The organism is Luteimonas sp. S4-F44, from assembly GCF_022637415.1.
Lineage (GTDB): Bacteria > Pseudomonadota > Gammaproteobacteria > Xanthomonadales > Xanthomonadaceae > Luteimonas.
In genome coordinates this window covers 2,910,421-2,934,373 of record NZ_CP093340.1, presented here as the reverse complement: position 1 = coordinate 2,934,373, position 23,953 = coordinate 2,910,421, and the positions used below count along the sequence as shown (strand labels likewise).

At 63.9% G+C, this 23,953-nt stretch carries 20 protein-coding genes; 16 read left to right on the top strand and 4 right to left on the bottom strand.

Annotation, left to right across the window (positions count from 1 at the left end; genetic code table 11):
* Window positions 1–9 precede the first annotated feature (9 nt).
* On the bottom strand, window positions 10–1,122 hold the full coding sequence (locus MNO14_RS13275) for a PilT/PilU family type 4a pilus ATPase (RefSeq protein WP_241944191.1): 1,113 nt from the start codon (window positions 1,120–1,122) through the stop codon (window positions 10–12).
* A gap of 94 nt (window positions 1,123–1,216) precedes the next feature.
* Here MNO14_RS13275 and MNO14_RS13270 point away from each other — a divergent pair, with 94 nt between their 5' ends.
* From MNO14_RS13270 to MNO14_RS13220, 11 genes are all read left to right on the top strand, one after another.
* A complete protein-coding gene (locus tag MNO14_RS13270; RefSeq protein ID WP_241944190.1) occupies window positions 1,217–1,597 on the top strand; it encodes a DUF4398 domain-containing protein in 381 nt (126 codons plus the stop codon).
* 2 nt (window positions 1,598–1,599) lie between these two features.
* The gene (locus MNO14_RS13265; RefSeq protein WP_241944189.1) at window positions 1,600–2,175 is read left to right on the top strand and encodes a hypothetical protein; all 576 of its coding nucleotides are present in this window, start codon (window positions 1,600–1,602) and stop codon (window positions 2,173–2,175) included.
* A 479-nt stretch (window positions 2,176–2,654) separates the two neighbouring features.
* On the top strand, window positions 2,655–2,876 hold the full coding sequence (locus tag MNO14_RS13260) for a YdcH family protein (RefSeq protein ID WP_047137910.1): 222 nt from the start codon (window positions 2,655–2,657) through the stop codon (window positions 2,874–2,876).
* Between the two features lie 128 nt (window positions 2,877–3,004).
* Complete coding sequence (locus MNO14_RS13255) at window positions 3,005–4,381, top strand: pyridoxal-phosphate dependent enzyme (protein ID WP_241944188.1); 1,377 nt, start codon at window positions 3,005–3,007, stop codon at window positions 4,379–4,381.
* Between the two features lie 173 nt (window positions 4,382–4,554).
* Complete coding sequence (locus MNO14_RS13250) at window positions 4,555–5,736, top strand: cystathionine gamma-synthase (protein ID WP_241944187.1); 1,182 nt, start codon at window positions 4,555–4,557, stop codon at window positions 5,734–5,736.
* 82 nt (window positions 5,737–5,818) lie between these two features.
* Window positions 5,819–6,571 (top strand): ABC transporter permease, encoded by a 753-nt coding sequence (locus MNO14_RS13245; RefSeq protein WP_241944186.1) that lies wholly within the window; start codon window positions 5,819–5,821, stop codon window positions 6,569–6,571.
* The gene (locus MNO14_RS13240; RefSeq protein ID WP_241944185.1) at window positions 6,561–7,910 is read left to right on the top strand and encodes an ABC transporter ATP-binding protein; all 1,350 of its coding nucleotides are present in this window, start codon (window positions 6,561–6,563) and stop codon (window positions 7,908–7,910) included. The genes MNO14_RS13245 and MNO14_RS13240 overlap by 11 nt, the downstream gene beginning before the upstream one ends.
* Entirely contained in the window at window positions 7,907–9,544 is a 1,638-nt protein-coding gene (locus tag MNO14_RS13235) for a class I SAM-dependent methyltransferase (RefSeq protein ID WP_241944184.1), read from the top strand. Before MNO14_RS13240 ends, MNO14_RS13235 begins: the two co-directional genes overlap by 4 nt.
* A 3-nt stretch (window positions 9,545–9,547) precedes the next feature.
* Window positions 9,548–11,749, top strand: a complete 2,202-nt coding sequence (locus MNO14_RS13230; protein WP_241944183.1) for a glycosyltransferase family 2 protein — start codon at window positions 9,548–9,550, stop codon at window positions 11,747–11,749.
* Between the two features lie 3 nt (window positions 11,750–11,752).
* Complete coding sequence (locus tag MNO14_RS13225) at window positions 11,753–14,017, top strand: glycosyltransferase family 2 protein (RefSeq protein WP_241944182.1); 2,265 nt, start codon at window positions 11,753–11,755, stop codon at window positions 14,015–14,017.
* 132 nt (window positions 14,018–14,149) lie between these two features.
* Window positions 14,150–16,792 (top strand): hypothetical protein, encoded by a 2,643-nt coding sequence (locus tag MNO14_RS13220; protein WP_241944181.1) that lies wholly within the window; start codon window positions 14,150–14,152, stop codon window positions 16,790–16,792.
* A 104-nt stretch (window positions 16,793–16,896) separates the two neighbouring features.
* On the opposite strand, the gene MNO14_RS13215 is transcribed toward MNO14_RS13220, so the two are convergent.
* Complete coding sequence (locus MNO14_RS13215; RefSeq protein WP_241944180.1) at window positions 16,897–17,886, bottom strand: glycosyltransferase; 990 nt, start codon at window positions 17,884–17,886, stop codon at window positions 16,897–16,899.
* Between MNO14_RS13215 and MNO14_RS13210 the strand changes: the two genes are divergently transcribed.
* A complete protein-coding gene (locus MNO14_RS13210; protein WP_241944179.1) occupies window positions 17,873–18,424 on the top strand; it encodes an EamA family transporter in 552 nt (183 codons plus the stop codon). The two genes, MNO14_RS13215 and MNO14_RS13210, sit on opposite strands and share 14 nt — an antisense overlap.
* A gap of 94 nt (window positions 18,425–18,518) precedes the next feature.
* Here MNO14_RS13210 and MNO14_RS13205 read toward each other — a convergent pair whose 3' ends face one another.
* Together MNO14_RS13205 and MNO14_RS13200 are read right to left on the bottom strand one after the other, a co-directional pair.
* A complete protein-coding gene (locus MNO14_RS13205) occupies window positions 18,519–19,463 on the bottom strand; it encodes an electron transfer flavoprotein subunit alpha/FixB family protein (RefSeq protein WP_241944178.1) in 945 nt (314 codons plus the stop codon).
* Window positions 19,464–19,563: 100 nt separating this feature from the next.
* Entirely contained in the window at window positions 19,564–20,310 is a 747-nt protein-coding gene (locus tag MNO14_RS13200; protein WP_241944177.1) for an electron transfer flavoprotein subunit beta/FixA family protein, read from the bottom strand.
* Window positions 20,311–20,520: 210 nt separating this feature from the next.
* On the opposite strand from MNO14_RS13200, the gene rfbB reads away from it, so the two are divergent.
* The 4 genes from rfbB to rfbD are packed head-to-tail and all read left to right on the top strand — an operon-like array spanning window position 20,521 to window position 23,913.
* The gene (gene rfbB / locus MNO14_RS13195; RefSeq protein ID WP_241944176.1) at window positions 20,521–21,576 is read left to right on the top strand and encodes a dTDP-glucose 4,6-dehydratase; all 1,056 of its coding nucleotides are present in this window, start codon (window positions 20,521–20,523) and stop codon (window positions 21,574–21,576) included.
* Window positions 21,573–22,460, top strand: a complete 888-nt coding sequence (rfbA, locus tag MNO14_RS13190; RefSeq protein WP_241944175.1) for a glucose-1-phosphate thymidylyltransferase RfbA — start codon at window positions 21,573–21,575, stop codon at window positions 22,458–22,460. Before rfbB ends, rfbA begins: the two co-directional genes overlap by 4 nt.
* The gene (gene rfbC / locus MNO14_RS13185) at window positions 22,457–23,014 is read left to right on the top strand and encodes a dTDP-4-dehydrorhamnose 3,5-epimerase (protein WP_241944174.1); all 558 of its coding nucleotides are present in this window, start codon (window positions 22,457–22,459) and stop codon (window positions 23,012–23,014) included. The genes rfbA and rfbC overlap by 4 nt, the downstream gene beginning before the upstream one ends.
* Window positions 23,011–23,913 carry a dTDP-4-dehydrorhamnose reductase gene (gene rfbD, locus MNO14_RS13180; RefSeq protein ID WP_241944173.1) on the top strand — a complete coding sequence of 301 codons (903 nt, stop codon included), beginning with the start codon at window positions 23,011–23,013 and terminating at the stop codon, window positions 23,911–23,913. The genes rfbC and rfbD overlap by 4 nt, the downstream gene beginning before the upstream one ends.
* Window positions 23,914–23,953: the final 40 nt, after the last annotated feature.

The window sequence follows — 23,953 nt, the reverse complement described above, 5'->3', positions numbered from 1 at the left end:
GGCTGCGGGCTACAGCGATTGCGGGGCGAACACGTCCGCGTACGGGTCATGGGCGTCGGCCGCGCCTTCGGAGAGGCGGAACTTGAGGTCCAGGCCGTCGCGCGAGTCGGCCGCGCGCAGGGCGGTCTCCCGCTCGATGCGTCCGCTTTTGTAGAGGCGATAGAGGCACTGGTCGAAGGTCTCCATGCCTTCCTCGAGCGATTCCTCCATCGCCTGCTTGACCTCGTGGACATGGCCTCGGCGCAGCAGGTCGCGGATCGTCGGCGTGTTGAGCAGCACTTCGGTCGCCGGCAGCCGGCGGCCGTCCACGCCCTCGACCAGGCGTTGGGAGATCACCGCGCGCAGGTTCAGCGACAGGTTCATCAGCACGTTCTTGTGCGCAGCCTCGGGGAAGAAATTGAGGATGCGCTCGATCGTCTGGTCGGCGTTGTTGGAGTGCAGGGTGGCCAGACACAGGTGCCCGGTCTCGGCGAACGCGATCGCCGCCTCCATCGTGGTCGCGTCGAGGATCTCGCCGATCAGGATCACGTCGGGCGCTTCGCGCATCGCATTCTTCAGCGCATTGTGGAAGGTCTGGGTGTCGATCCCGACCTCGCGCTGGTTGACCAGCGAGCGCTTGTGACGGTGCAGGTACTCGATCGGGTCCTCGATCGTGAGAATGTGGCCGGCCGAGCAGGTGTTGCGGTGGTCGATCATCGAGGCCAGCGTCGTCGACTTGCCCGAGCCGGTGGAGCCTACGATCAGCACCAGCCCGCGTGGGGCGGTGATCACGTCCTTGAGCACCTGCGGCAACTGCAACTGCGCGATGTCGGGAATCTTGCTGCTGATCGCGCGCACGACCATGCCAGCCTCGCCGCGCTGGCGAAAGACGTTGACGCGGAAGCGGCCGACGTCGGGCAGCGAGTAGGCCATGTTCATCTCAAGATCGCGCTCGAAACGCCGGATTTGCTGCTCGTCCATCATCGAGTAGGCGATCTGGCGGACGACCCCGGGTGCCAGATGCGTGCCTTCGAGCGGCTGCAGCCGGCCCTCGATCTTGATGTGAATCGGCGCGCCGGTGCTCAGGAACATGTCCGACGCGCTTTTTTCCGTCATCAGCTTCAGAAACGGGCCGATGTCCATGTATGAATTCCCCACGGGCGGCCGGGGCGCATTGCGCGCCCCCGGCTTGCTGACGACAATGCCCGCAATGACGCTTTTCGGGCACGATGCTTCGATGAAGACAAGCTTCGCATACATCCGGCCACTGCTGGGCGCAGCCGTGCTCGCCTGTGCCCTGTCGCTCGCAGGCTGCGCCAGCGCACCGCCACCGACCGAGGATCTCGCGGCCGCACGACTGTCGGTCGCCCGGGCAGGCGACGCCGACGCCGACCAGTACGCCCCGACGCAGATCGACCAGGCGCGCCGCGCGCTCGAGCAGGCGCAGGCAGCGGCCGGTAACGGCCGCGATGCCGAAGCGCGGACGCTCGCGCTGTCGGCCTCCGCGCTCGCCGATCTGGCCCACGCCCGCGCGCGCCAGGCGGTCACCGAGGCCGAATTGGCGCAGCGACGCGCCGAGATCACCAATCTGCGCCAGCGGCTGCAGGGGGAGAACTGAGCATGCGTCTGTCGATTCTGACACTCGCCCTGACCATGGTCGTGTCCACGGCCTGGGCCCAATCGGGCAACGACATCGATGCCGCGGCGCTCCAGCAACGGCTGCAGGCCATCGATGCCGATGCCGGCACCGCCGGCGCGGCTGCCTACGAGCGTCTGCAGGCGCGCCAGGCCCTGGCCGCACTCGCTACCGCGCGGAGCAGCCAGCGCGCCTCCGCGCTGCAGATTGCACAGTGGCGAGTGGAAACGGCCGAAGTCGCCGCGCAGACCGAGGTCGCGCGTCGGGGGCTGGGCGAGCTCGAGCGCGAGCGCGCGCAGTTGCTGGTCGAGGCCAGCCAGCAGGACGCCGTGCGGGCACGACAGGAGGCTGAGCGCCTGCGCATCCAGGCGCAGATCCAGGCCGAGGAGGCCGCGCGTCTGCGTCTGGCGGCCGAGGAGGAACTGGCCGCGCGCCAGCAGGCCGAGACCGTGCTGCAGGGCGTCGCGAGCGGCGAGGCGGCCAAGCTGCGCGCCGCACGCCAGCGTGAAGCCGAACTCAAGCGGCGCGAGGCCGAACTGCTCAAGAGCCTCGAGCCTTGAGCCGCTCGCCGGACCGTCGTGGGCGGTCCGGCGCGACCTGTCTGCTCTTGCCGCTGCCCTTGGCCGCGCTTTGATGCGCCGGTCCGGGGGCGTCGCCTCACATCCATGAATCCAAGTGGAATCAATCACTTGGCGTCATCTTAACTTGCCGGCCGCGCCATGGCGCGATGCGCGTTGGTCCCCGAGCGGCGCTCTTAACGCATCTGACTGCGCAGCCGCGTCGCAGCATGCCGTCCGGGCCTTGCCGCCGTTGCGACCCCGGAGTAGGGTCGATTGCGCCGGGTGGTCTCCTCTTTCGCCATCCGGTCAACGAACCAGGCCGATGACCGAGACGATCCCTCACGAGGTGCCCCGATGCCCGCCCCAAGCGCGGCGTCGCATGCCCGAGCGGATCGTTCGAGGCCCATTCCTGGAGGCCGTCCCCGCAGCGCCCCTGCCGTCGCCGGCCGGGGCGTTCGCATTCGTGTCAGGAGGATTTCATGTTCGAAGCGCACTCGCAGGTGGAACTCGAAGAAATCATGAAGGGCAACGTCGAGTTCCGACAGCTCTACTACCGGCACAAGGAATTGGACAAGAAAGTGCTCAACGCCGAGTTGGGCGTGTTGCCGGTGGATGAAGCCACGCTGTCGCAGATGAAGCGCGAGAAACTTGCCGCGAAGGACCGCCTGGCGTCGATGTACGACGCGATGCAGAAACACTAGGTTCACGTCAGTCGCGGGCGGTGGCGGTCATCCTCGTCGGCCGCCATCGCCCGCGAATGCCGGGTGCCGCGTCCGGCGCCCTGGCGATGGGCGATAATCGGGGGCCCGCCTGCTGTGGACCGGACCCCATGCCGATCGCCTCTTCCGTCCTCGACCTGATCGCCGAGACCCCGATCGTCAAAGCGCGCCGCCTCGACGCTGGCGTCTGCGAGCTCTACTTCAAGCTCGAGAACCAGAATCCCGGCGGCTCGATCAAGGACCGGATCGGCCTGAGCATGATCGAGGCGGCCGAGCAGCGCGGCGACATCGCGCCCGGCGCCACGCTGGTCGAAGGTACGGCCGGCAACACCGGCATCGGCCTGGCGCTGGTGGCTCAGCAAAAGGGCTACAAGCTGATCCTGGTCGTCCCCGACAAGATGAGCCGCGAGAAGATCTTCAACCTCAAGGCGATGGGTGCCGAGGTCGTGCTGACGCGCTCGGACGTGGCCAAGGGCCATCCGGAGTACTACCAGGACCTCGCCGCACGCATTGCCGCCCAGACGCCTGGCGCCTACTTCATCAACCAGTTCGGCAACCCCGACAATCCGGCCGCGCACGAGCACGGCACCGGCCCGGAGATCCTGCGCCAGATGGCCGAGGTCGGCGGCCTGGACGCGATCGTCTTCGGCTGCGGCAGCTCGGGCACGATGACCGGCCTGTCGCGCTGCTTTGCCGAACACGCCCCAGACGTCGAGCTGGTGCTCGCCGACCCGGTCGGCTCAATCCTGGCCGAATACATCAACGACGGCACGCTCAGCGACAAGTCCGGCAGCTGGATGGTCGAAGGCATCGGCGAGGACTTTCTGCCGAGCATCTCCGACTTCTCGCGCGTGCGGCAGGCCTATGCGATCAGCGACCGCGAGAGCTTCCTGGCGGCGCGCGAACTGCTGCAGGCCGAAGGCATCCTCGGCGGCTCGTCCACCGGCACGCTGCTGGCCGCCGCGCTCAAGTACTGCCGCGCCCAAACGAGCCCCAAGAAGGTGCTCGTGTTCGTCTGCGACACCGGCAACAAGTACCTGAGCAAGCTCTACAACGACTATTGGATGCTCGACAACGGCTTCATCGAGCGCGAGCAGCACGGCGACCTACGCGACCTGATCCTGCGTCCGTACTCGCGCCGCGATACCGTGGTGCTGTCGCCGGGTGATCTGCTGGTCACCGCCTACCAGCGCATGAAGCTCTACGAGATTTCGCAGCTGCCGGTCATGGAGGGCGACCGGATCGTCGGCATCCTCGACGAGAGCGACGTGCTGCTGCACGTCTACGGCGATGAAGGCCGCTTCCGCGATCCCGTCTCGACCGCGATGGTCAGCAAGCTCGACTTCCTGGACGTCAAATCGCCGGTCGAGGCGCTGTTGCCGGTGTTCGACCGCGGCCAGGTGGCGATCGTCACCGAGGGCGAGCGCTTCCTTGGTCTGATCACCCGGATCGACCTGCTGAACTACCTGCGGCGGCGGGTGCAGTAAGCGGCGCGCGGGTCCTGTCGGGCGGGGTTCGATCGACGCGCCCTCACTTGCAGCGGGTCCAGCGCCACCCTAGCTGAACGGTGTGCGCACGGCCTTCGGCAAGCGTCCGCGTGCCATGGGGCGCGCCAGGCCCGATGCTAGAATCGCCGGCCAGTCGAACAGGACCTTCTTCCATGACCGATGACCGCAACGCGGCCGATCCGGCGCAGTGGGCACTCGGCACCAAGGCGATCCACGCCGGCCAGTTGCCCGACCCGAGTACCGGCGCGGTCATGCCGCCGATCTACGCGACGTCGACCTACGCCCAGTCGAGCCCGGGCCAGCACCAGGGCTTCGAGTATTCGCGCACGCACAACCCCACCCGCTTCGCCTACGAGCGTTGCGTGGCTGGCCTGGAAGGCGGCAGCCGCGGCTTCGCCTTCGCCTCGGGCATGGCCGCCACCGCGACCCTGCTCGAACTGCTCGATAGCGGCGACCACGTCATCGCAATGGACGACCTGTACGGCGGCACCTATCGCCTGTTCGAGCGCGTGCGCACGCGCAGCGCCGGTCTGACGTTCAGCTATGTCGACCTGACCGACCCCGACGCGTTCGACGCCGCGGTGACCGACAGGACCAAGCTCGTCTGGATCGAAACGCCGACCAACCCGCTGCTCAAGATCGTCGACATCCAGGCGATCGCCGAGCGGGCGCACCGCCGCGGCCTGCGCGTCGTCGTCGACAACACCTTCGCCTCGCCAATTCTCCAGCGCCCCCTCGAACAGGGCGCCGACATCGTCTTGCATTCGGCCACCAAATACCTCAACGGCCACTCTGATATGGTCGGCGGCATCCTCGTCGTCGGTGACGACGCCGCCCTGGCCGAGCAGGTCGCGTTCCTGCAGAACTCCGCCGGCGCCGTCCAGGGCCCTTTCGACAGCTTCCTGGCCCTGCGTGGCCTCAAGACGCTGCACCTACGCATGCGCGCCCATTGCGAGAACGCCCAAGCGTTGGCCGAGTTTCTCGAAGGGCACGACGCCGTGGCCCAGGTGATCTACCCAGGATTGCCTTCACACCCGCAGCATGCGCTCGCCAAGCGCCAGATGGACGGCTTCGGCGGCATCGTCTCGGTCCGCATCAAGGGCGGCTACGCGGCCGCGCAGCGCTTCTGCGAGCGCACCGAACTGTTCACGCTGGCCGAGTCCCTCGGCGGCGTGGAAAGCCTGGTCAATCACCCGGCGGTGATGACGCACGCCTCGGTGCCGCCGGCGCGGCGCGCGCAGTTGGGGATCCACGATGACCTGGTGCGGTTGAGTGTGGGGGTGGAGGATCTCGGGGATCTGTGCGCTGATCTTCTTTCGGCACTGGAAGGCTGATATGTACTCGAGCGCGTCGCGTCAGCCGGTCGTTACCCTGACCGGTCCTTTCAACGCCTGGTTGCGGCACAGATCGCTGACCATGGAGCTGACCAAGCGCGACATCCTGGGCCGCTATCGTGGTGCCAGCTTCGGGCTGCTGTGGTCGCTGATCAGCCCGTTCATGATGCTGGTCGTGTATACGCTGGCTTTCGGCTACATCCTCAAGGCGCGTTGGCCTGGGACCACCGGCAATACAGCCGACTTCGCGATGCTGTTGTTCATGGGGTTGATCACTCACGGCTTCTTTGCCGAATGCCTGAGCCGGGCGCCGACCCTGGTGACCGGCAATGCGAACCTGGTCAAGAAGATCGTATTTCCACTCGAAGTGCTGCCATGGACGGTCGTCCTGTCGGCACTTTTTCATGCGATGACCAATACCTTGGTCTTCATCGCGCTGAATTTACTGCTTCGACACGAGCTGCATCCAACGGTTCTGTTGTGGCCACTGGTTCTGTTGCCGCTGGCGTTCGTTGCCTTGGGTGTTGTCTGGCTGGTGTCGTCGCTGAGCGTCTATCTTCGTGATATCGGCCAGGTAACCGGTGTTCTGGCGACCGCGTTCCTGTTCCTGTCGTCGGCGATCATTCCGGTCGAGACACTGCCGGAAAACTACCAAACCATCTTCCGACTGAATCCGTTGACGTTCATCATCGATCAAGCGCGCGATGTTGCATTCTGGGGTCGGGCCCCAGACTGGGCGGGTCTCGCGACGTATCTGATGGGGGCGTTGTTCTTTGCCTATATGGGGTTCGCGGTCTTCCAGAAGACGCGACGAGGGTTTGCCGATGTCCTCTGAGAGCGAGGCCTCGCAAGCCGACGTCATCATCGAGGCGAGGGGGGTAGCAAAGTGCTATCAGATCTACGATCGCCCCTCGCATCGTCTGCTCCAAGGCATCTTCGGGGGATCCAGGCGCTTCTATCGAGAGTTCTGGGCACTCAAGGGTGTGGACCTGCAGGTCAGGCGTGGCGAAACCCTGGGGATCATCGGCCGAAACGGCTCGGGAAAATCCACGCTCCTTCAGATGATCGCCGGCACGCTCGCGCCGACGGCCGGCAGCATCGAGGTTCGCGGTCGAATCGCGGCGCTTCTCGAGTTGGGGAGTGGGTTCAATCCCGAGTTCACCGGGCGAGAAAATGTGTACATGAATGCGGCGATTCTCGGATTGTCGACGGCGCAGATCGATGCCCGCCTGGCGCAGATTCTGGCTTTCGCCGACATCGGCGAGTTTATCGACCAACCCATCCGTAATTACTCGAGCGGAATGGTCATGCGCTTAGCGTTCTCGGTAATGGCTCATGTCGATGCAGACATTCTGATCATCGACGAAGCGCTCGCGGTGGGCGATGCGTTCTTCACGCAGAAATGCATGCGCTTCCTGCGCGAGTTCAAAGAGCGTGGGACGCTGTTGTTCGTGAGTCACGACGACTCGGCGGTCAGCGGACTCTGCGACCGGGCGTTGTGGATCGACGCCGGCGCACCTGTCGCCTACGGGGACTCGCGGGACGTGGTGCAACGTTACCTCGAGTCGTTCATCGCCGAACGCCAGGGCGGGGTGGATGTGCGGGTGGGCGCCGGTGAGGGCGCGCAGCAGGTGCGACATCGGCACGATATGCGGCGAGACTTGATCAATTCCAGCAATTTGCGCAACGACATCGAGGTCTTCGCTTTCGATCCAGCTGTTTCGGGGTTCGGCGAAATGCGGGCCCGTGTGATCGACGTGGCGCTTCGCGATGATGCCGGCAGGGACCTTTCGTGGTGCGTTGGAGGCGAGTCTGTCGTGCTGGACGTCGACATCGTGGCCGACTTGGCCGTCGATCAGCCGATCGTGGGCTTCTATCTCAAAGATCGACTGGGCCAACTCCTATTCGGCGACAACACCTACCTGACGTCGTTGGGGCAATCCTTACCGCTCGCGGCGGGGCAACGGGCGCGTGCGAGATTCGCGTTCGAGATGCCGCGCATGAAGGCGGGTGACTACTTCATCGCTATCGCAGTGGCGGACGGCGGAATGGACGATCATGCGATCCAGCACTGGCTGCATGAAGCAATCGTCCTCAAATCGACCTGTCAATCCTGGTCGATCGGAATACTGGGACTGCCGATGGAAAAGATTGCGCTGGAGAGAGTTGAGTGACTACAGATTTCAAGTTGGAACATCACCCAGTCACACTGTTGCGGCCTCACGTGTCGCAACCACATTCGTGGGTGGGGCATATCCCGTTTGCCTACCTGGCCATCGATCTGTTGCGTCCCTCCCGGTTCGTGGAGTTGGGAACGCATACTGGAAATTCCTATCTGGCGTTCTGCCAGGCGATCGCTCACCTCGGCATTGAAACGCGCTGTACCGCTGTCGATTCGTGGCAGGGCGATGCCCATGCGCAGGTCTACGGAGAGGGGGTGTACGAGGCGCTTCGCGCCTATCACGAGCCGCGCTACGGTCGCTTCTCCAAGTTGAGCCGGAAGTACTTCGACGACGCTGTCTCGGATTTCGCGGACAACAGCATCGATCTTTTGCACATCGATGGCCTGCACACCTACGAGGCGGTGCGTCACGATTTTGAAACCTGGATGCCCAAGCTCAGCGCGCAAGGTGTGGTGCTTCTGCACGATACAGCCGTCACGGAGCGAGGCTTCGGGGTGGGCAAGTTCATGGACGAACTGGCGTCCCGCTATCCGACGTTCCGTTTCACGCACAGCAATGGACTCGGTGTCGTACTGGTGGGGTCCGAAGTGCCGGCGCCCATGCATGCGTTTGAACGGGCGTTCGCTCGCGACGCGTCGATAGGGAACTTCCTTGCAGCGATGGCGCCCTCGATGGAAGCAAGCGCGACGCGTGACTGGGAGCCGGCCTACGAGGATGTTCGGGTCTATTTCCGTTCGCCCAACGAGGATTTCGCCGAAAGCAATCAGACCTGTGTGAGTCGGTCCCTGGAAACTGGGCCAGCGGCTTTGCGCTTCCGCCTGGTCGCTGGGGCGGAAGGTGGGAGGGTTCGTGTCGATCCTGCAGAGTCGCCCGGCGTATTCGGCATCTCGCGTTGTGCGTTGCTGGCGGAGGACGGCACCGTTGTTCGGGAGATCGAGAATCTCGAGTCCCGGATCGTAACGTTGGGAGGGGATCTGCTGCGACCGCGCGCGCCGAACTGGCTACGGTGGGTCGGCCTCGACGATGATCCTTATGTGGAGCTCGACTTGCCTGAGCTTTCCGGCGAGTGCGCGCCATCCGTTTTCTTTCTCGAACTGACGCTCGACTACGAGGTGATTGTTCCTCCCGGCGCGGCGGCCGACGTCGTGGCTGAGCTGCGTGCGGCCGTCTCTGAGGTCCTTGCCCAATCGCGGACGCTCGCCCATTTCGGTCACCGTCTGGATGCTTTGATCGGGGAAGTGCGCGAGATCGGCGGCGCCGCGCGGAAGTCGACGAAAGCGACGACTAGGCTGGCCGATGCCAGCCATGAGCTCCAGCTTGCGCTGGATGCGTTCTACGAGCGGATGCTGATCGTCGGGGCAGATGCTGCGCATGCAGCTGATGCGGCATCTACGCTACAGGCAGCTGTCGCTGCGCTGCAGCATGCCGCGAACGGAGCAGCGCAGTTCGCTCTCGATCGACGTGCCGAAGAGATGCAGGCTGCGACGGAGCTTCTCTCACGTCTCGAGTCGATTCAGTCTGAGGCCCAACGGATTGCCTCTCTCGAGGCCACCGTTCATGGCGTGGCGACATCGGTCCGCGGCGTGGAAGCCAGGCTGTCGCAATCCTGGTGGAAAAAGCGCTGATCGATGACAGAGGTCAATTTCTCGATTCCCCCCCCGGGCTGGGTCCAGCTATCAGTCGTGCAGCTCGTCCGAGATGGCGACGGTATCCGTGCGGACGGTTCGGATCCGCAGCTGTTGTATGCGATATCGCCTGCGCTTCGCGCCGGATGGTACCGGTTACGCATAACAGTTGCAGGCGAGCTTCATGAGCCTTGCGTTTATCTCGATTGCGGGCACGGCTTCAGCGAAGCAGAGCGTCAAGACCTTGATTTCGATGTCGATGGCATCGACGCGGTCGTTCGGGTCGACGGTCCGCTCCGCCATCTCAGGTTCGACCCGACGACGCGCCCGGGTAAGTTGGTCCTGGGGGCGCTTCGTTTCGATCCTCTCCAGCCGGCCGAGGCGGCCTGGCGGATGGCGCGTACGCTTCGAGAGTCAGGAGCGCAGTTACTACGCGACCGCGTCGCCAAGATCGCGGACAGGCGCTCGACCATCGCTTTGACGGAGCGACCCGAGCAGCTGTGGCCCGTCTACCGTCAGCAGGATGCCCACGCCGAGGTGGATGCCTATCGGCGCTGGGTGACGGCGGGAACCACGCTAGGGTCGGTCCAGGCGGGCGTTTCCGACGGGGTTGGTGAGAGCGAAACCGTACTCACAATGGTGCTCTTGGCCGACGCCCCGCTAAGCGAGTTGCGGAAAGCAGTTGCCCATCTTGCTGCGACGCTTCCGGCCTCGGTACAGATCCTGGCCCCAGCGCCTGCGCTCGGAGACGATGCGACTCGAGTCGAGCCTCTCTCATCGCTCGATCGAGAGCCTGTTCCGGGCATCGATCAGGCGGACGGGCGCTTCATCAGTTGGATCTCTGCCGATGAACGTGTGTCCGCTGAATCGATCGTCAGCGTGCTCAAGGTGTTGGATGCAGAAGACGATCTCACGCTCCTGTACACGGACGAAGACTTCCTTTCGGACGATGGCCGTCCGTTGCGGCCGTACTTCAAGCCTGCTTGGGACCGGGATCTGCAGCAGCAACACGATTTCGTCGGCCCGTCTGCGTTCTACTCCGTTTCATGGTTGCTCGGGCTTCGGCGGGACGTCGCTGCGGATCTTTCGGCGTGGTGTCATCTTCTCCCGCTGCATGTAGATCGCACGGTCGGCGGACGCTGGATTCGCCATCTTCCTATCGTGGGGCGGCACCATCTTTCTGCGCCTGGCCCGGCTCACTCACCGCTGCGAAGCAAGCCGGCGGCACCGGAGACGGTCGCGCATGCGCTGGAAAAGCACCGGGCGCCAGGCGTCAGCTCGGTCATCGTTTCTGCAGAGACTGGCATGCCCCGGGTGCGCTATGCGCGGCCACCAGGGCTTCGCTGCGATGTCATCGTTCCAACACGCGATCGCGTCGATCTGCTTTCGGTGTGCGTCGACAGCGTGCTCGCCCGCAGCGAAGGCATCGACCTGACGGTCACTGTTGTCGACAATGGGTCGGTCAGGCCGGAGACCTTTGCCTACTTCGATCATTTGCGCGAAGACGGACGTGTGCGCATCGTGCGCGATGACGCGCCCTTCAACTACTCGGCACTCAACAATAGGGCAGCCGAGCGCTCGGGTGCGCAGGTTCTAGTGCTCTTGAACAACGATGTCGAGATCATCGATTCGAACTGGCTTCGCGAGATTGCGAGTCACGCCATGCGGGACGAGGTTGGGGCGGTCGGCGCCAAGCTGCTTTACCCAGATCATTCGTTGCAGCACGCCGGCGTCATTCTCGGTGTGGAGGGGGTGGCGGCGCATGCTTACACCCGTAAACCGCGCATGCATCCAGGTCAGTTCGGCCGCGCACTGGCTGCACAGCGCTTTTCGGCGGTGACTGCCGCCTGCCTCGCTATACGACGAGAGGTGTTTGAGGCAGTCGGTGGGCTGGACGAACACCTCGCTGTGGCCTTCAACGATGTGGATTTTTGTTTACGTGTAGAGGATGCGGGTTATCGTAATCTCTGGCTGCCGTGGGTTGTCCTTTACCACCACGAGTCAGCCAGTCGCGGCTATGAAGACAATCCCGAGAAGCAAGCGAGATTCGATCGCGAGGTCGTGATGATGCAGCAGCGTTGGGCTGATCGATTGGAAGACGATCCTGCGTATAACCCGAATCTTGCGCTCGTCGGAAGGGCATTTTCGCTCGATCCGGCGCGGCGCGCTTCTCCCATCACGCGCTCTCACCACAAGGATAGGTGATCTATGAGCCTGACGTTGCGTCCGACTCAGCAGCTTGAGAAGTGTAGTAATGCCGATCTGACGTACTGGCGCGCCACCGGCAACGATCCCTCGTTCGAAGTCCAACTTCCCTCAGGATCTACGGCCGGCGGTTGGTATGTGCTCGATCTTGCTGTTCATGTGCTACGGGGTCGCATTCACGGGCCTGTTCTGTATCCGGCCTACAGCCACGGCCACGCCGCCGAGGCGGAATCGCTTCCGATCCCGCTCTCGGATGCCCGTTCTGGACTCCACACGGTGCGCCGGCTCGTCCGGTTCGTGGCGGACGTCACTTCGCTGCGTTTTGATCCAAGTGTTCTGCCATGCGAGTTCACGGCGGAGCTCTCGTTGCGTCGCCTCGGGAAAATAGAGGCCGCGCGTTACATGCTGAGCGAGCTGCTGGCAGCGCGTTCCGGAGCGGGACGGGTCCGCTTGATCGCCAGGACAGCGCTGGATCTGGCTAGTGGTGGTCCGCGCCGGATGGCGGATCGCCTCCATGGTGAGTACGCCGCCTATGCCGTCGCAACCGATGTGTCCGACTACGATGTGTGGACGGATTTCTACGACGATTGCTCGCCCGATGGCGTGGCGGTCGCGATGCAGGCGTTACCGGAACTCCGATCCAGACCGAAGTTCTCGATCGTCATGCCGACCTATAACACCCCGGTAAAGTGGCTGCGCGCCTGCATCGATAGCGTCGTTTCCCAAACTTACGAGAACTGGGAACTTTGCATCGCAGATGACGCCTCACCGGATGCGACAGTCTGGGAAACAATCCAGTCCTATGTCCGGCGGGATTCCAGAATCCGGGCGGTGAGGCGGGACCGCAATGGGCATATTGCTGCGGCGTCCAATAGCGCGATCGAGTTGGCAACTGGGCAGTACATCGCATTGCTCGATCACGACGATGCCCTGCATCCGCTCGCGTTGCAGCACTGCGCATTGGCGTTAGAGCGGAACCCGCGTTGGCGCATGCTCTTCACCGATGAGGATAAGATCGATGAGGCGGGTAAGCGTAGTGACCCCTACTTCAAATCGGACTGGAATCCCGACCTGTTCTTGTCCCAGAACTGCGTCTGTCACTTGGGGGTGTACGAAGCGGATCTCATCAGGGAGATCGGCGGATTCCGTGAGGGATTTGACGGCGCACAGGATTGGGACCTGGCATTACGTGCGACTGAACGACTCGAACCCGACCAGATAGGGCACGTGCCAAAAGTGCTTTATCACTGGCGAATGATTGAGGGGTCGACTGCGCTCGCGCCCGGTGAGAAGACTTATGCGCACTTTGCGGCCATGCGCGCAATCGAGGCGCACTTTGTTAGGACCGGTACGCCGGCGAAGGTCGAGGAGATGCCGGGGTACAGTGGCTATTATCACATCGCCTATCAGACTCCCGTCCCCGCTCCCAAGGTGACCTTGCTCATACCTACACGGGATCGCGTCGACCTGCTGCGCCAATGTATCGACTCCATTCTGGAGCGCACGACGTATCCCAACTACGAGATCGTGGTCCTGGATAATGGTTCAACTGAGTCGGCTACCCTCGGTTACTTCGAGAGGATAACCTCGCATCCGTCGATTCGAGTACTGCCGTACAACGCGCCTTTTAACTATTCGGCGATCAATAACTACGGTGCACGCGAAACGCAGGGAGAGGTCATCGGGCTGCTCAACAACGACATCGAGGTCATCAACCCAGGTTGGCTTTCTGAGATGGTGTCCCATGCGCTTCGCCCCGAGATCGGGGTCGTGGGTGCCATGTTGTACTACCCGAACGATACGATCCAGCACGCGGGCGTCATCCTCGGCATCGGCGGAGTGGCTGGGCATGCGTATGTGGGAATGCCTCGTGGTTATCCAGGCGACAAGCACAGGGCCGGCCTCACGCAGAACCTCAGTGCGGTAACCGCTGCCTGTGCGGTTGTTCGAAGAGAGGTGTTCGAAGCCGTGGGAGGCTTGGACGAAGGTCTTGTGGTCGCCTTCAATGATGTCGACTTCTGCATCCGAGTCCGAGAGGCGGGCTATCGCAACCTGTGGACGCCCTTTGCCGAGTTGTATCATCACGAATCGGCATCTCGAGGATACGAAAATACCCCTGATAAGATCGCCAGATTTAAACGCGAGGAAGCGTTCGTCAAGAATCGCTGGGGGGTGCTGTTGAGTCAGGATCCGTATTACAACCCCAATTTCAGCTTGTCGAACGCGCCATTCACGCTTGCCTATCCGCCACGCAACCTGGGTTCCTGAGCGGAATGGGCGAAGCCTGCTTCGCCCTGACGGGGCGACCCCATCAAAACGGACACTTCTTTTGTTCATCAGCAGGGTAGATGCAAAGTGAGGACGAGAGACTCTGGGGAAGGCGGGGTGGTCAGGGCGTTGATGATTGCCGTGATCGTCTTCCTGTCATTGCTCGCTCTGGAGCGAGCAGGGGGGCGTACAGAGCTCTCGTTTGATGTCGCTGGCACTGACCGCGTACAGGTGTTCTATGCTGGGCCGGAAGGGGGGTTCTCCGAGGACGCGAGCGTTACGCTAGGGACGGCAGCCTCAGGCCGCGTTCGCGCAAAGCTCGGAGTCGGCAGACACTGGCGAGAGCTCCAGGTCAGGCTCGATGCCGGAAGGCCTTCGGACCGAATTCTACTCAGTGATCTCAGGCTGCGGCACGCCTGGCAGACGGTGCAGGTTCCGGTGGCTTCGCTCGCGTGTTCGAACGATCTGTCGATCGAATCGTCAATGCCGTCGACGCTACGTTATCGCGTCACAGGGGACGATCCGTATCTGTGCCTTTTGCCGATCGATCTCAATTCGGGGTTATCGCTCTCGACACGCTTTTCATGGGCGATGGCAGCAGGCGGCATCTGGCTTCTCTTCGAACTTTCATCGGCCGCAGTACTGGCGCGCGTCGTCGGAGCGCGGTCCGAGCGTGTGCGCGGCAGCGCCTCGTCCGCGGCCAACGGCGGCTGCGCGTCGCGGGTCAACCTCCTTGTCGCGACGGTGGTGGCCTGCGTGATGGGATGGGTCGTGCTGGCAATCGCCGGATTGGCGCCGGAAACGGCGCGGATGGTGCCGGCACTTGCATTCGGCTTGCCGTTGTTCCTCGGTAGCATCGCATTTGCCGCGGTCGGATGCGCCCTGTTCGCCGGGCTCGGCATCGCGCCTGCGCGCGCGCAGGTCGGATTATGGAGCTTGGCGGGCCAAGCCCTTCTGATCGTCTACGTTTATCTGCGGTCACTTCCGTCTGCTGCCGGCATCCCCATTCCGGTGACCCAGATCGAGATCGTGCTCTTGGCCCTGGCCGCCATCGCCTATCTGGCGCTGAGCGGCCGCGGGCGTGCGGCTCGCGCCGCACTGCTGCTGGACAAGAAGTCGCTCTGCGGCCAGCTCGTGCTGATCGCGCTTGTCTGCATCGCGGTGGCCAGCCGCGAACTTCCCAGGGTGGCGATGCTCTCCAGCGATCCAGATCAGCATGCGTTCTTCGCTTATCAGGTCGCACATTTGGGGGGGGTCCCGTGGCGCCAGATTTTCTGGGGCGGTGAGGACCTCAACTATCCCGCGGGTACCGGCGTGTACTTCGCTCTTTGGTCCTGGCTCGGCTTTCTGGATGTCAGGAACGCCACCGCTGCTGTTCCGTTTATCGCATATACGCTCGGAGCGATTGCCATTGTTGACTGCGCGCTTGCGCGGATAGCGGCCAAGGAAGGTGGGGAGGCGCCGACCGCCTGGGTTGCTCTTGTACTGCTTTTCGGTCTGTTTCTGTTGCCCGGCTATCCGCAGTACGCCCATCAGGAGGGACTGGGGCGCGTCGTCTCCTTCGCGTTCATGGCGGGTCTGACCGCCGTCATGTTTATGCCCGGCGCATTCGCATCCCGTGCAGCAGTCCTGCTGCTCTTTGCGGTGTCCGTCCATCTGCTCAACCCCGTTTCGATTTTCGCAACGGGCGTGTTGCTGGGCGGTGCCTCGCTGTTCTGGATGCTGATGAGATCCCGGCGCTGGCTTGTGATCTCTGTACTGCCGCTTTCGTTGCCGTTCTTCTTTACCGATCCGTACTACTTCAGGGCCCTGACTGGCGCGGCATACCCCCCGAAGATCGGCTTGGATGCAGCTCTGGGCGAGGTGTCGCGGCCAGAGGGATTGGTCGCGGGGGCGAACAACCTGGTCATCGATCCGATAGGCCGGCTCGTGTCCGGTCTGGAGTACATGCCGGGGGTAGGGATGGCCGGAACCCTGTTGTTTCTATTCTCGACATTCCTGGTTGTCGTTCTCCTGCACAGGCTGCCGATTCGACAAGTCGTTGCAGCGGTTCTAAGTGCATGCGCTGCGATCATGGTGATGTCATTGGCGCTGTCGGTGGCAGGGGAGTTCCGGACCGATGGAAAGCTCTACCTGCTTTATCCTTACGCGTCGATCGCGTTCGCTCAGCTGAAAATGTGCTTGATTCTGTTGCTAGCCTGCCTGGCTGCGGCTGGGATCGTCAGAAGCACGCGTTCCCTCATGTTCAGGGCGCTGGGGGCGGCAGTGGTGCTGATGCTGGGCTTCGCAATGCTTGATTCGCCTTCCGCCCGCGAGTACCGCCCCAAACAGGGCGAGTGCGGGGGGCTCGTCTGCCCGAGTGAGGACGATATTGCGGCCCTGGTCCAGTTCAGCCATGTTCGCAATGCAGGGGAGGGCGATGCTTCCCGCTCCTACGAGCGCGTGCTCGTGCTCAATTCCGTCGTGAAGATCGGCCCTGAAACATGGCTTTTCCCGGTCGGCGGAGGCCGGGTTGCCCCGTTCTACGACGTCGGTCCCGTGGCCTACTTCTATTATCAAGGCGATCCCAACTTCACCACGGGAACCTACCTGGACAGAGTCTGTCATCGTTTCGACAGGCAATGGCTTCTTTCCCACTCCGTTCGATACGTCTTCGTACCCGAATCCGCATCGGAAGGGTGCTTGGCCGATATGGACGCGCTGAGACAGAAGGCCCTGCAGGTTGCGGTATCCGGCGATGCTGCCGTCTTCGACATCAGTGCCTGGCGCGAGTAGGCGCTCAGGTTTGCCGACGAGAGCCTGCGGCCCCTCGTCGATCGTGTTCGAATGGATCGACGCGCTCGGAACGCTGCACGCCTGATTGCTAGGCTCCGCGCGGATCAATCAGAAGCTGTTTGTTCCTGTTTCGGTCGACGCGTTGGTCGGGGCCTGATCAGGGGATGCAATGGCGTTCTGGGTGTATTGCCGATGTCGTATCCCACGAATGCCAGCATGAACTGCAGCCCAGTGGTGATGGCAACGATCGACAGCATGATCGTACCGACGGGCGTGGCGACGCCAGCAGCGCCGGATTGGAGCCAGTGATAGCTGCCGAACACTACACCGAACGAGAGGAGTACGATGGCCGCCAGCAGTTCGATCGAGGCTACGGGGAGATCGCGCAGAAAATAGCTGTAACCGATTCTCTTGAAAAGATTCCTGGCATGCTTGAACGCGAACTCGCCGACGATGTTCGAGATCTTCAGGTTGCTTGTCTCGTCCGCATAATGCGCATCCATCGGAATGTCCTTGACGACGGCGCGAAGCGTGTTGAGGCGAAAAAGAATATCGGTTTCGAAGAAGTAACGTTTGCTGATCGAATCGAACGGTAAACGGGCAGCCACATTCGCATGAATGGCCGTGTATCCATTCGTGGGGTCGAAGATGTCCCAATATCCAGATGACGCCTTGGCCATGAAGGAAAGCCCGAGGTTGCCCAGGCGTCGGATCATGGGCATCCGTTTGATTTGAGTAAGCTCCCAGAAGCGATTGCCTTTCGTATAGTCGGCCTGCGCTAGGGCGATGGGGTTTACAAACTCCGGGAGCAGAGCGGGATCCATTTGTCCGTCGCCATCGATTTTCACGAGGACTTGGTAGCCATCGTCAATCGCGGCTCTGTAGCCCGTCATCACCGCGCCACCGACGCCCTGGTTCTGCGCGTTGCGCAACACCTGGACGCGTGGATCCACGTTGTGCTCGAGAATGTAGTCGCCGCTCCCCTCGGGGCAGCCGTCATCGACGCAGTAGATGCGGGAGACCTCGCTTCCAATTGCGCCGATCACCTGCAGGACATGGCGTTTGACCCGATAGCAGGGAATGATCACAGCCACGCTCGGAGCTTCGACCGAGGCGATTGCCGATATCGTCACTGGGGTTGCCTCTGCTCGGTGGGGGTGTTTTGGGTTAGCATCCTGGCCATTCCTTGTCGGAGCGGGGTTTTGTGCCGGTCAGCACTGGCACTTGACGCTCCGTGTTACTGAAGCGGCAGTCGAATTTGGAGTGGCTATGGAGCGCGTTGAAGGTGCGATGACCGTTACTACTGTGCTCATGATCGTTGTCACGCTCGTCATGCTCGCGTGCGGGCAGGTGTTGTTCAAGCAGGCGTCAATGAGCATATCGTTCGATCGCCCGGCTACGTTGATCTCGTGGACCCTTTTCATTGCGCTCGCCGTTTACGGTCTCGCGACGTTGTTGTGGTTGGCGGTCTTGGCGCGTGTGCCGCTCTCCCTTGCTTTCCCCTTTTACGGCCTGTCTTTTCTCTTGGTTCCCCTTTTCGCATGGCTCTTTCTCGGGGAGTCCATTCCGGCACGCGTATGGGTAGGAAGCGTCGTCATCGGGCTTGGCATTCTCATTGCAGCCTGGGAATGACGCTTGCGGTCGTCGAAACGTGTCCGCTACGCATTCCCAGGCTGGCTGATGCTTGAGCTTCGCCTGTTGGATGGGCTTGAACGTCTCTGCGCCGCTAAGACAGCGCCGCCTCCAACTCCGGCAGCACCTTGAACAGGTCCCCCACCAGGCCGATGTCCGCGATCTCGAAGATCGGCGAGTCGGCGTCCTTGTTGATTGCGACGATGGTGCCTGCGTCCTTGATGCCGGTCAGATGCTGGATCGCGCCGCTGATGCCGATCGCGACATAGAGCTCGGGTGCGATGATCTTGCCGGTCTGGCCGACCTGCAACTCATTGGGGACGTAGCCGGCGTCGACCGCCGCACGCGAGGCGCCGACAGCGGCGCCGAGCTTGTCGGCGAAGTCGAAGATGATCTTGAAGTTCTCTTCCGAGCCGACACCGCGGCCGCCGGACACGACGCGCTTGGCGCTCTGCAGGTCGGGACGATCGGTGCTGCCCGCCGCCAGGGCCACGAAGCGCGTATGCGTGGGCAGGTCGGCATCGACGGCAGTCGGCTCGATCGTCGCGTTCCCGCCGCGTGCGGCTTCCTGCCACGACGCGGTGCGCACGGTGGCGACCACGGGCTGGCCCGCAGGTGCCTCAACGGTGACGATGGCATTGCCCGCGTAGATCGGGCGCTTGAAGGTGTGGCTGCCCTCGACCGTCATCAGGTCGGAGATCTGGTTGACGCCGAGCAGGGCGGCGACGACCGGCATCAGGTCCTTGCCGAACGTGGTCGATGGTGCGAAGACATGGCTGTAGCCCGCGGCGAGCTTGGCGATCTGCGGGCCGAGCACCTGGGCCAGCGGCTGCGCGTTGGCCGGGTTGGCGACCGTGCGCACCTTGGCGACGCCCGCGATGGTCGCCGCATCGGCCGCCGCGCCGGCAGGGTCGGCGGCGAGCACGACGACGTCGATGGTGTCCGGCGAGAGTGCCTGTGCCGCAGCGACGGTCTTGGCGGTCGCGCTGGCGTTGAGCTTGCCGTCGAGGTGTTCAGCGATGACGAGGACGTTGGACATGGAAGTTCTCCTGGGAATCGTCGCGTCCGGGCAGGCCCGCGTCGATGCACTCCGGCTTCGGCCGGCAGTCACTGGGCTCCCGCGATGCGGGAGCGACGGTTCAGAGCAGGCCCTTGGCCTTCAACGCGGCGACGAGCTCGGCCGCATCCTTGACCATGACGCCCTTGCTGCGCTTGGCAGGCGCCTCGTAACGCGAGGTGGTGAGGGTGTCGGCCGCATCGACGCCGAGGTCGGCGAACGGGATCGACTCGAGCGGCTTGGCCTTGGCCTTCATGATGTCGGGCAGCTTGATGAAGCGCGGCTCGTTCAGGCGCAGGTCGGTGGTCACCACCGCAGGCAGGTCCACCTCGAGGGTTTCCAGGCCGGCGTCGACCTCGCGGGTCACAGTGGCTTTGCCGTCGGCGAGCTCGAGCTTGCTGGCGAAGGTCGCCTGCGGGCGACCCCACAGCGTTGCCAGCATCTGGCCGGTCTGGTTGGCGTCGTCGTCGATCGCCTGCTTGCCGAGGATGACGAGGTCCGGCTGTTCCTTTTCGACCAGTTTGAGCAGCGTACGGGCCGCGGTCAGCGGCTGGATCGGCTGGTCGCAGACCACGTGCAGCGCCCGGTTGGCGCCCATCGCCAGGCCGTTGCGCAGGTGCGCCTGGGCGTCAGCCGGCGCGATCGTGGCGACCACGACCTCGGTCGCGATGCCCTTGTCGCGCAGTCGCAGCGCTTCTTCGAGCGCAATCTCGTCGAAGGGGTTGGCCGACAGCTTGACGCCGTCGGCGACGACGCCGGAGCCGTCGGGCTTGACCTGAATGCGGACGTTGTAGTCCACCACGCGCTTGTAGGCGACGAGGATCTTCATCGGGCGGGCATTCCTTGATGTCTGACGGGTCACCCGGCCGCGGTGGCCGGCACGGGGGCGAATCGCTCGATTCTAGCGGGCTGTGCGATGGGCCGCGAGCCCGGAATTGCAGCTTGGCGACTTTCTACCGAAATCCCGGGGCCGACCCGGTATCCTGTAGCGTCCGCCCCTGCGAGGCGGTCCAGCATATTCACACAGGAGCGTGTTTCCGTGCCCACTTGGCTCGTCACCGGCGGCGCCGGTTTCATCGGCGGTAATTTCGTGCTTGAGGCGGTCCGCCTGGGCGTGCGCGTGATCAACCTCGATGCGTTGACCTACGCGGGCAACCTGAAGACTCTGGCCTCGCTGGAAGGCAACCCCGACCACGTCTTCGTGCATGGCGACATCGGCGATCGGGCCCTGGTCTCCCGGCTGCTGGCCGAGCATCGGCCCGATGCCGTCCTCAACTTCGCGGCCGAGAGCCACGTTGACCGCTCGATCGACGGCCCGGCCGCGTTCATCGACACCAATGTCGTCGGCACGCTGGGCCTGCTCGAGGCCGTGCGCGATCACTGGAAGCGCCTCGAGGGCGACGCCAAGGCGGCCTTCCGTTTCCTGCATGTGTCCACTGACGAGGTCTACGGCACGCTCGGCGAGACCGGCAAGTTCACCGAGACCACGCCGTATGCACCCAACTCTCCGTACTCGGCCTCCAAGGCGGCGTCCGACCATCTGGTGCGCGCGTTCCACCATACCTACGGCCTGCCGACGCTGACCACCAACTGCTCCAACAACTACGGGCCCTACCATTTCCCCGAGAAGCTCATCCCGCTGGTGATCGCCAAGGCGCTGGCCGGCGAGCCGCTGCCGGTTTACGGCGACGGCCAGCAGGTGCGCGACTGGCTGTTCGTGACCGATCACTGCGAGGCGATCCGCACGGTGCTCGAGAAGGGCCGGGTGGGCGAGACCTATAACGTCGGCGGCGATTCGGAGCGCCGGAACCTCGAGGTCGTCGAGACCATCTGCCGGCTGCTCGATGCGCGTCGGCCTCGTGAGGATGGGCAGCCACGCAGCAGTCAGATCACGTTCGTCGCCGACCGGCCCGGCCACGACCGGCGCTATGCGATCGATGCCTCCAAGCTGCAGAGCGAACTGGGCTGGAAGCCGCGCCACACCTTCGAGACGGGCATCGCTGAGACCGTCGACTGGTACCTGGACAACCAGGACTGGGTGCGCGGCATCCTCGATGGCAGCTACCGGCTGGAGCGGATGGGAGCAGAGGCATGACCCAGCGCAAGGGCATCATCCTGGCCGGCGGCTCGGGGACCCGGCTCTATCCGATCACCAAGGGCGTCAGCAAGCAGCTGCTGCCGGTCTACGACAAGCCGATGATCTACTACCCGCTCAGCGTGCTGATGCTGGCGGGCATCCGCGAGGTGCTGATCATCAACACCCCGCATGAGCAGGCGCTGTTCCAGGCGCTGCTCGGTGATGGATCGCAGTGGGGCATGGACATCCGCTATGCGGTGCAACCGAGTCCCGACGGGCTGGCGCAGGCCTACCTGATCGGGCGCGAGTTCGTCGGCGGCAAGCCGAGCTGCCTGGTGCTGGGCGACAACATCTTCCACGGCCACGGCCTGACCGACACGCTCCGGCGGGCGGACGCGCGCGGCGACGGCGCGACGGTCTTCGGTTACTGGGTCAACGATCCCGAGCGCTACGGCGTGGCCGAGTTCGATGCCGATGGCAAGGTGGTCGATATCGCCGAGAAGCCCGAGCAGCCGCGTTCGAACTATGCAGTGACCGGCCTGTACTTCTACGACGGGCGGGCCAGCGACTATGCCGCCGAACTCGAGCCCTCGCCGCGCGGCGAACTGGAGATCACCGACCTTAACCGTCGCTACCTCGACGACGGCGCGCTGTATCTCGAACAGCTCGGCCGTGGCTACGCCTGGCTCGACACCGGCACGCACCAGTCCTTGCACGAGGCCTCGAACTTCATCCAGACCATCCAGGACCGCCAGGGTCTACAGGTGAGTTGTCCGGAGGAGATCGCCTTCGGCCAGGGCTGGATCGATGCCGAGCAGTTGCTGGCACTGGCCAAGCCGCTGTCGAAGAACGGCTACGGCCAATACTTGCAGACCCTGGTCACTCGAGGAGTGGTGCGTTGAAGATCATCGAAACCAAGCTGCCTGGCGCGGTCATCATCGAGCCGGCCGTGTTTGGCGATGCCCGTGGTTTCTTCTTCGAGACCTGGAACGCGGCGCGCTTCGGCCAGCACGGCTTGCCGACCAAGTTCGTGCAGAGCAACGTGTCCTCGTCTGCCAAGGGTGTGCTGCGCGGCCTGCATTACCAGTGGCCGCGGCCGCAGGGCAAGCTGGTCAGCGTGCTCCAGGGTGAAGTATTCGACGTGGCCGTCGACATCCGGCGCGGCTCACCGACGTTCGGTCAGTGGGAAGGGGTGCTGCTGAGCGCGGAGAACAAGCGTCAGTTCTGGATTCCCGAAGGCTTTGCGCATGGGTTCGCAGTGCTGTCGGAGATGGCGTTGTTCAGCTACCTTTGCACCGACGTCTACGTCAAGGAAGCCGATGCCGGCGTCCGCTGGGACGATCCGCAGATTGGCGTCGAATGGCCGATCGAGGCGCCGCAGCTGTCGGACAAGGACGCACACGCGCCGCTGCTGGCCGACATTCCTCAGGACCGGCTGCCGGACCTGCAGGCATGACCCCGCTGGTCTTCGGGGCCAACGGCCAGGTCGGCCGTGAGCTGCTGCGCGCGCTCGCGCCTCTGGGCGCGGTACAGGCCACGACGCGCACCGGCACGCTCGCCGATGGCGGCGCTTGCCTGCAGGCGGACTTTGCCGATGCGGAAGCCGTCGTGGCGCTGCTCGATGCCGTCAGGCCGGATTGCGTGGTCAATGCCGCGGCGTACACCGCCGTCGACAAGGCCGAGAGCGAGCCTGCGGCCGCGTTCGCCGCCAACGCGACGACGCCGGGCGCAATCGCTCGCTGGTGCGCCGCGCACGACGTGCCGCTGGTGCACTATTCGACCGACTATGTGTTCGACGGCCAGGGCACGCGCCCGTACCGGCCGGACGACGCCACCGCCCCGCTGGGCGTCTACGGCGCCAGTAAGCTGGCCGGCGAGGACGCGATCCGGGCCGCCGGCGGGCGGCATCTGATCCTGCGCACGGCCTGGGTCTATGCCGCGCACGGGCACAACTTCCTGCGCACGATGCTGCGCGTGGGCGCCGAGCGCGATGTGCTGCGCGTGGTCGCCGACCAGGTCGGCACGCCGACACCGGCGGCGCTGATCGCCGACGTCACCGCGCAGTTGCTGCAGGATGGCGGTGAACGGCGCGGCACCTGGCACCTGACCGCGCGCGGCGAGACGAGCTGGCACGGCTTCGCCGAGGCGATCTTCGCAGGCGCGCTGGCGCGTGGCCTGATCCACCGTGCACCGAAGGTCGAGCCGATCACGACCGCCGAGTATCCGACCCCGGCCAAGCGCCCGGCCTACTCGCGCCTGGACATCGTCACGCTGGAGCGCGACTTCGGTGTCGTGCTGCCCGAGTGGCAAGCCGCACTGGGCAGCGTCCTCGATACGCTGGCCGCGCATCGCTGACGGGCCCCGAATACAGGACGGCGCCCGAAGGCGCCGTCCT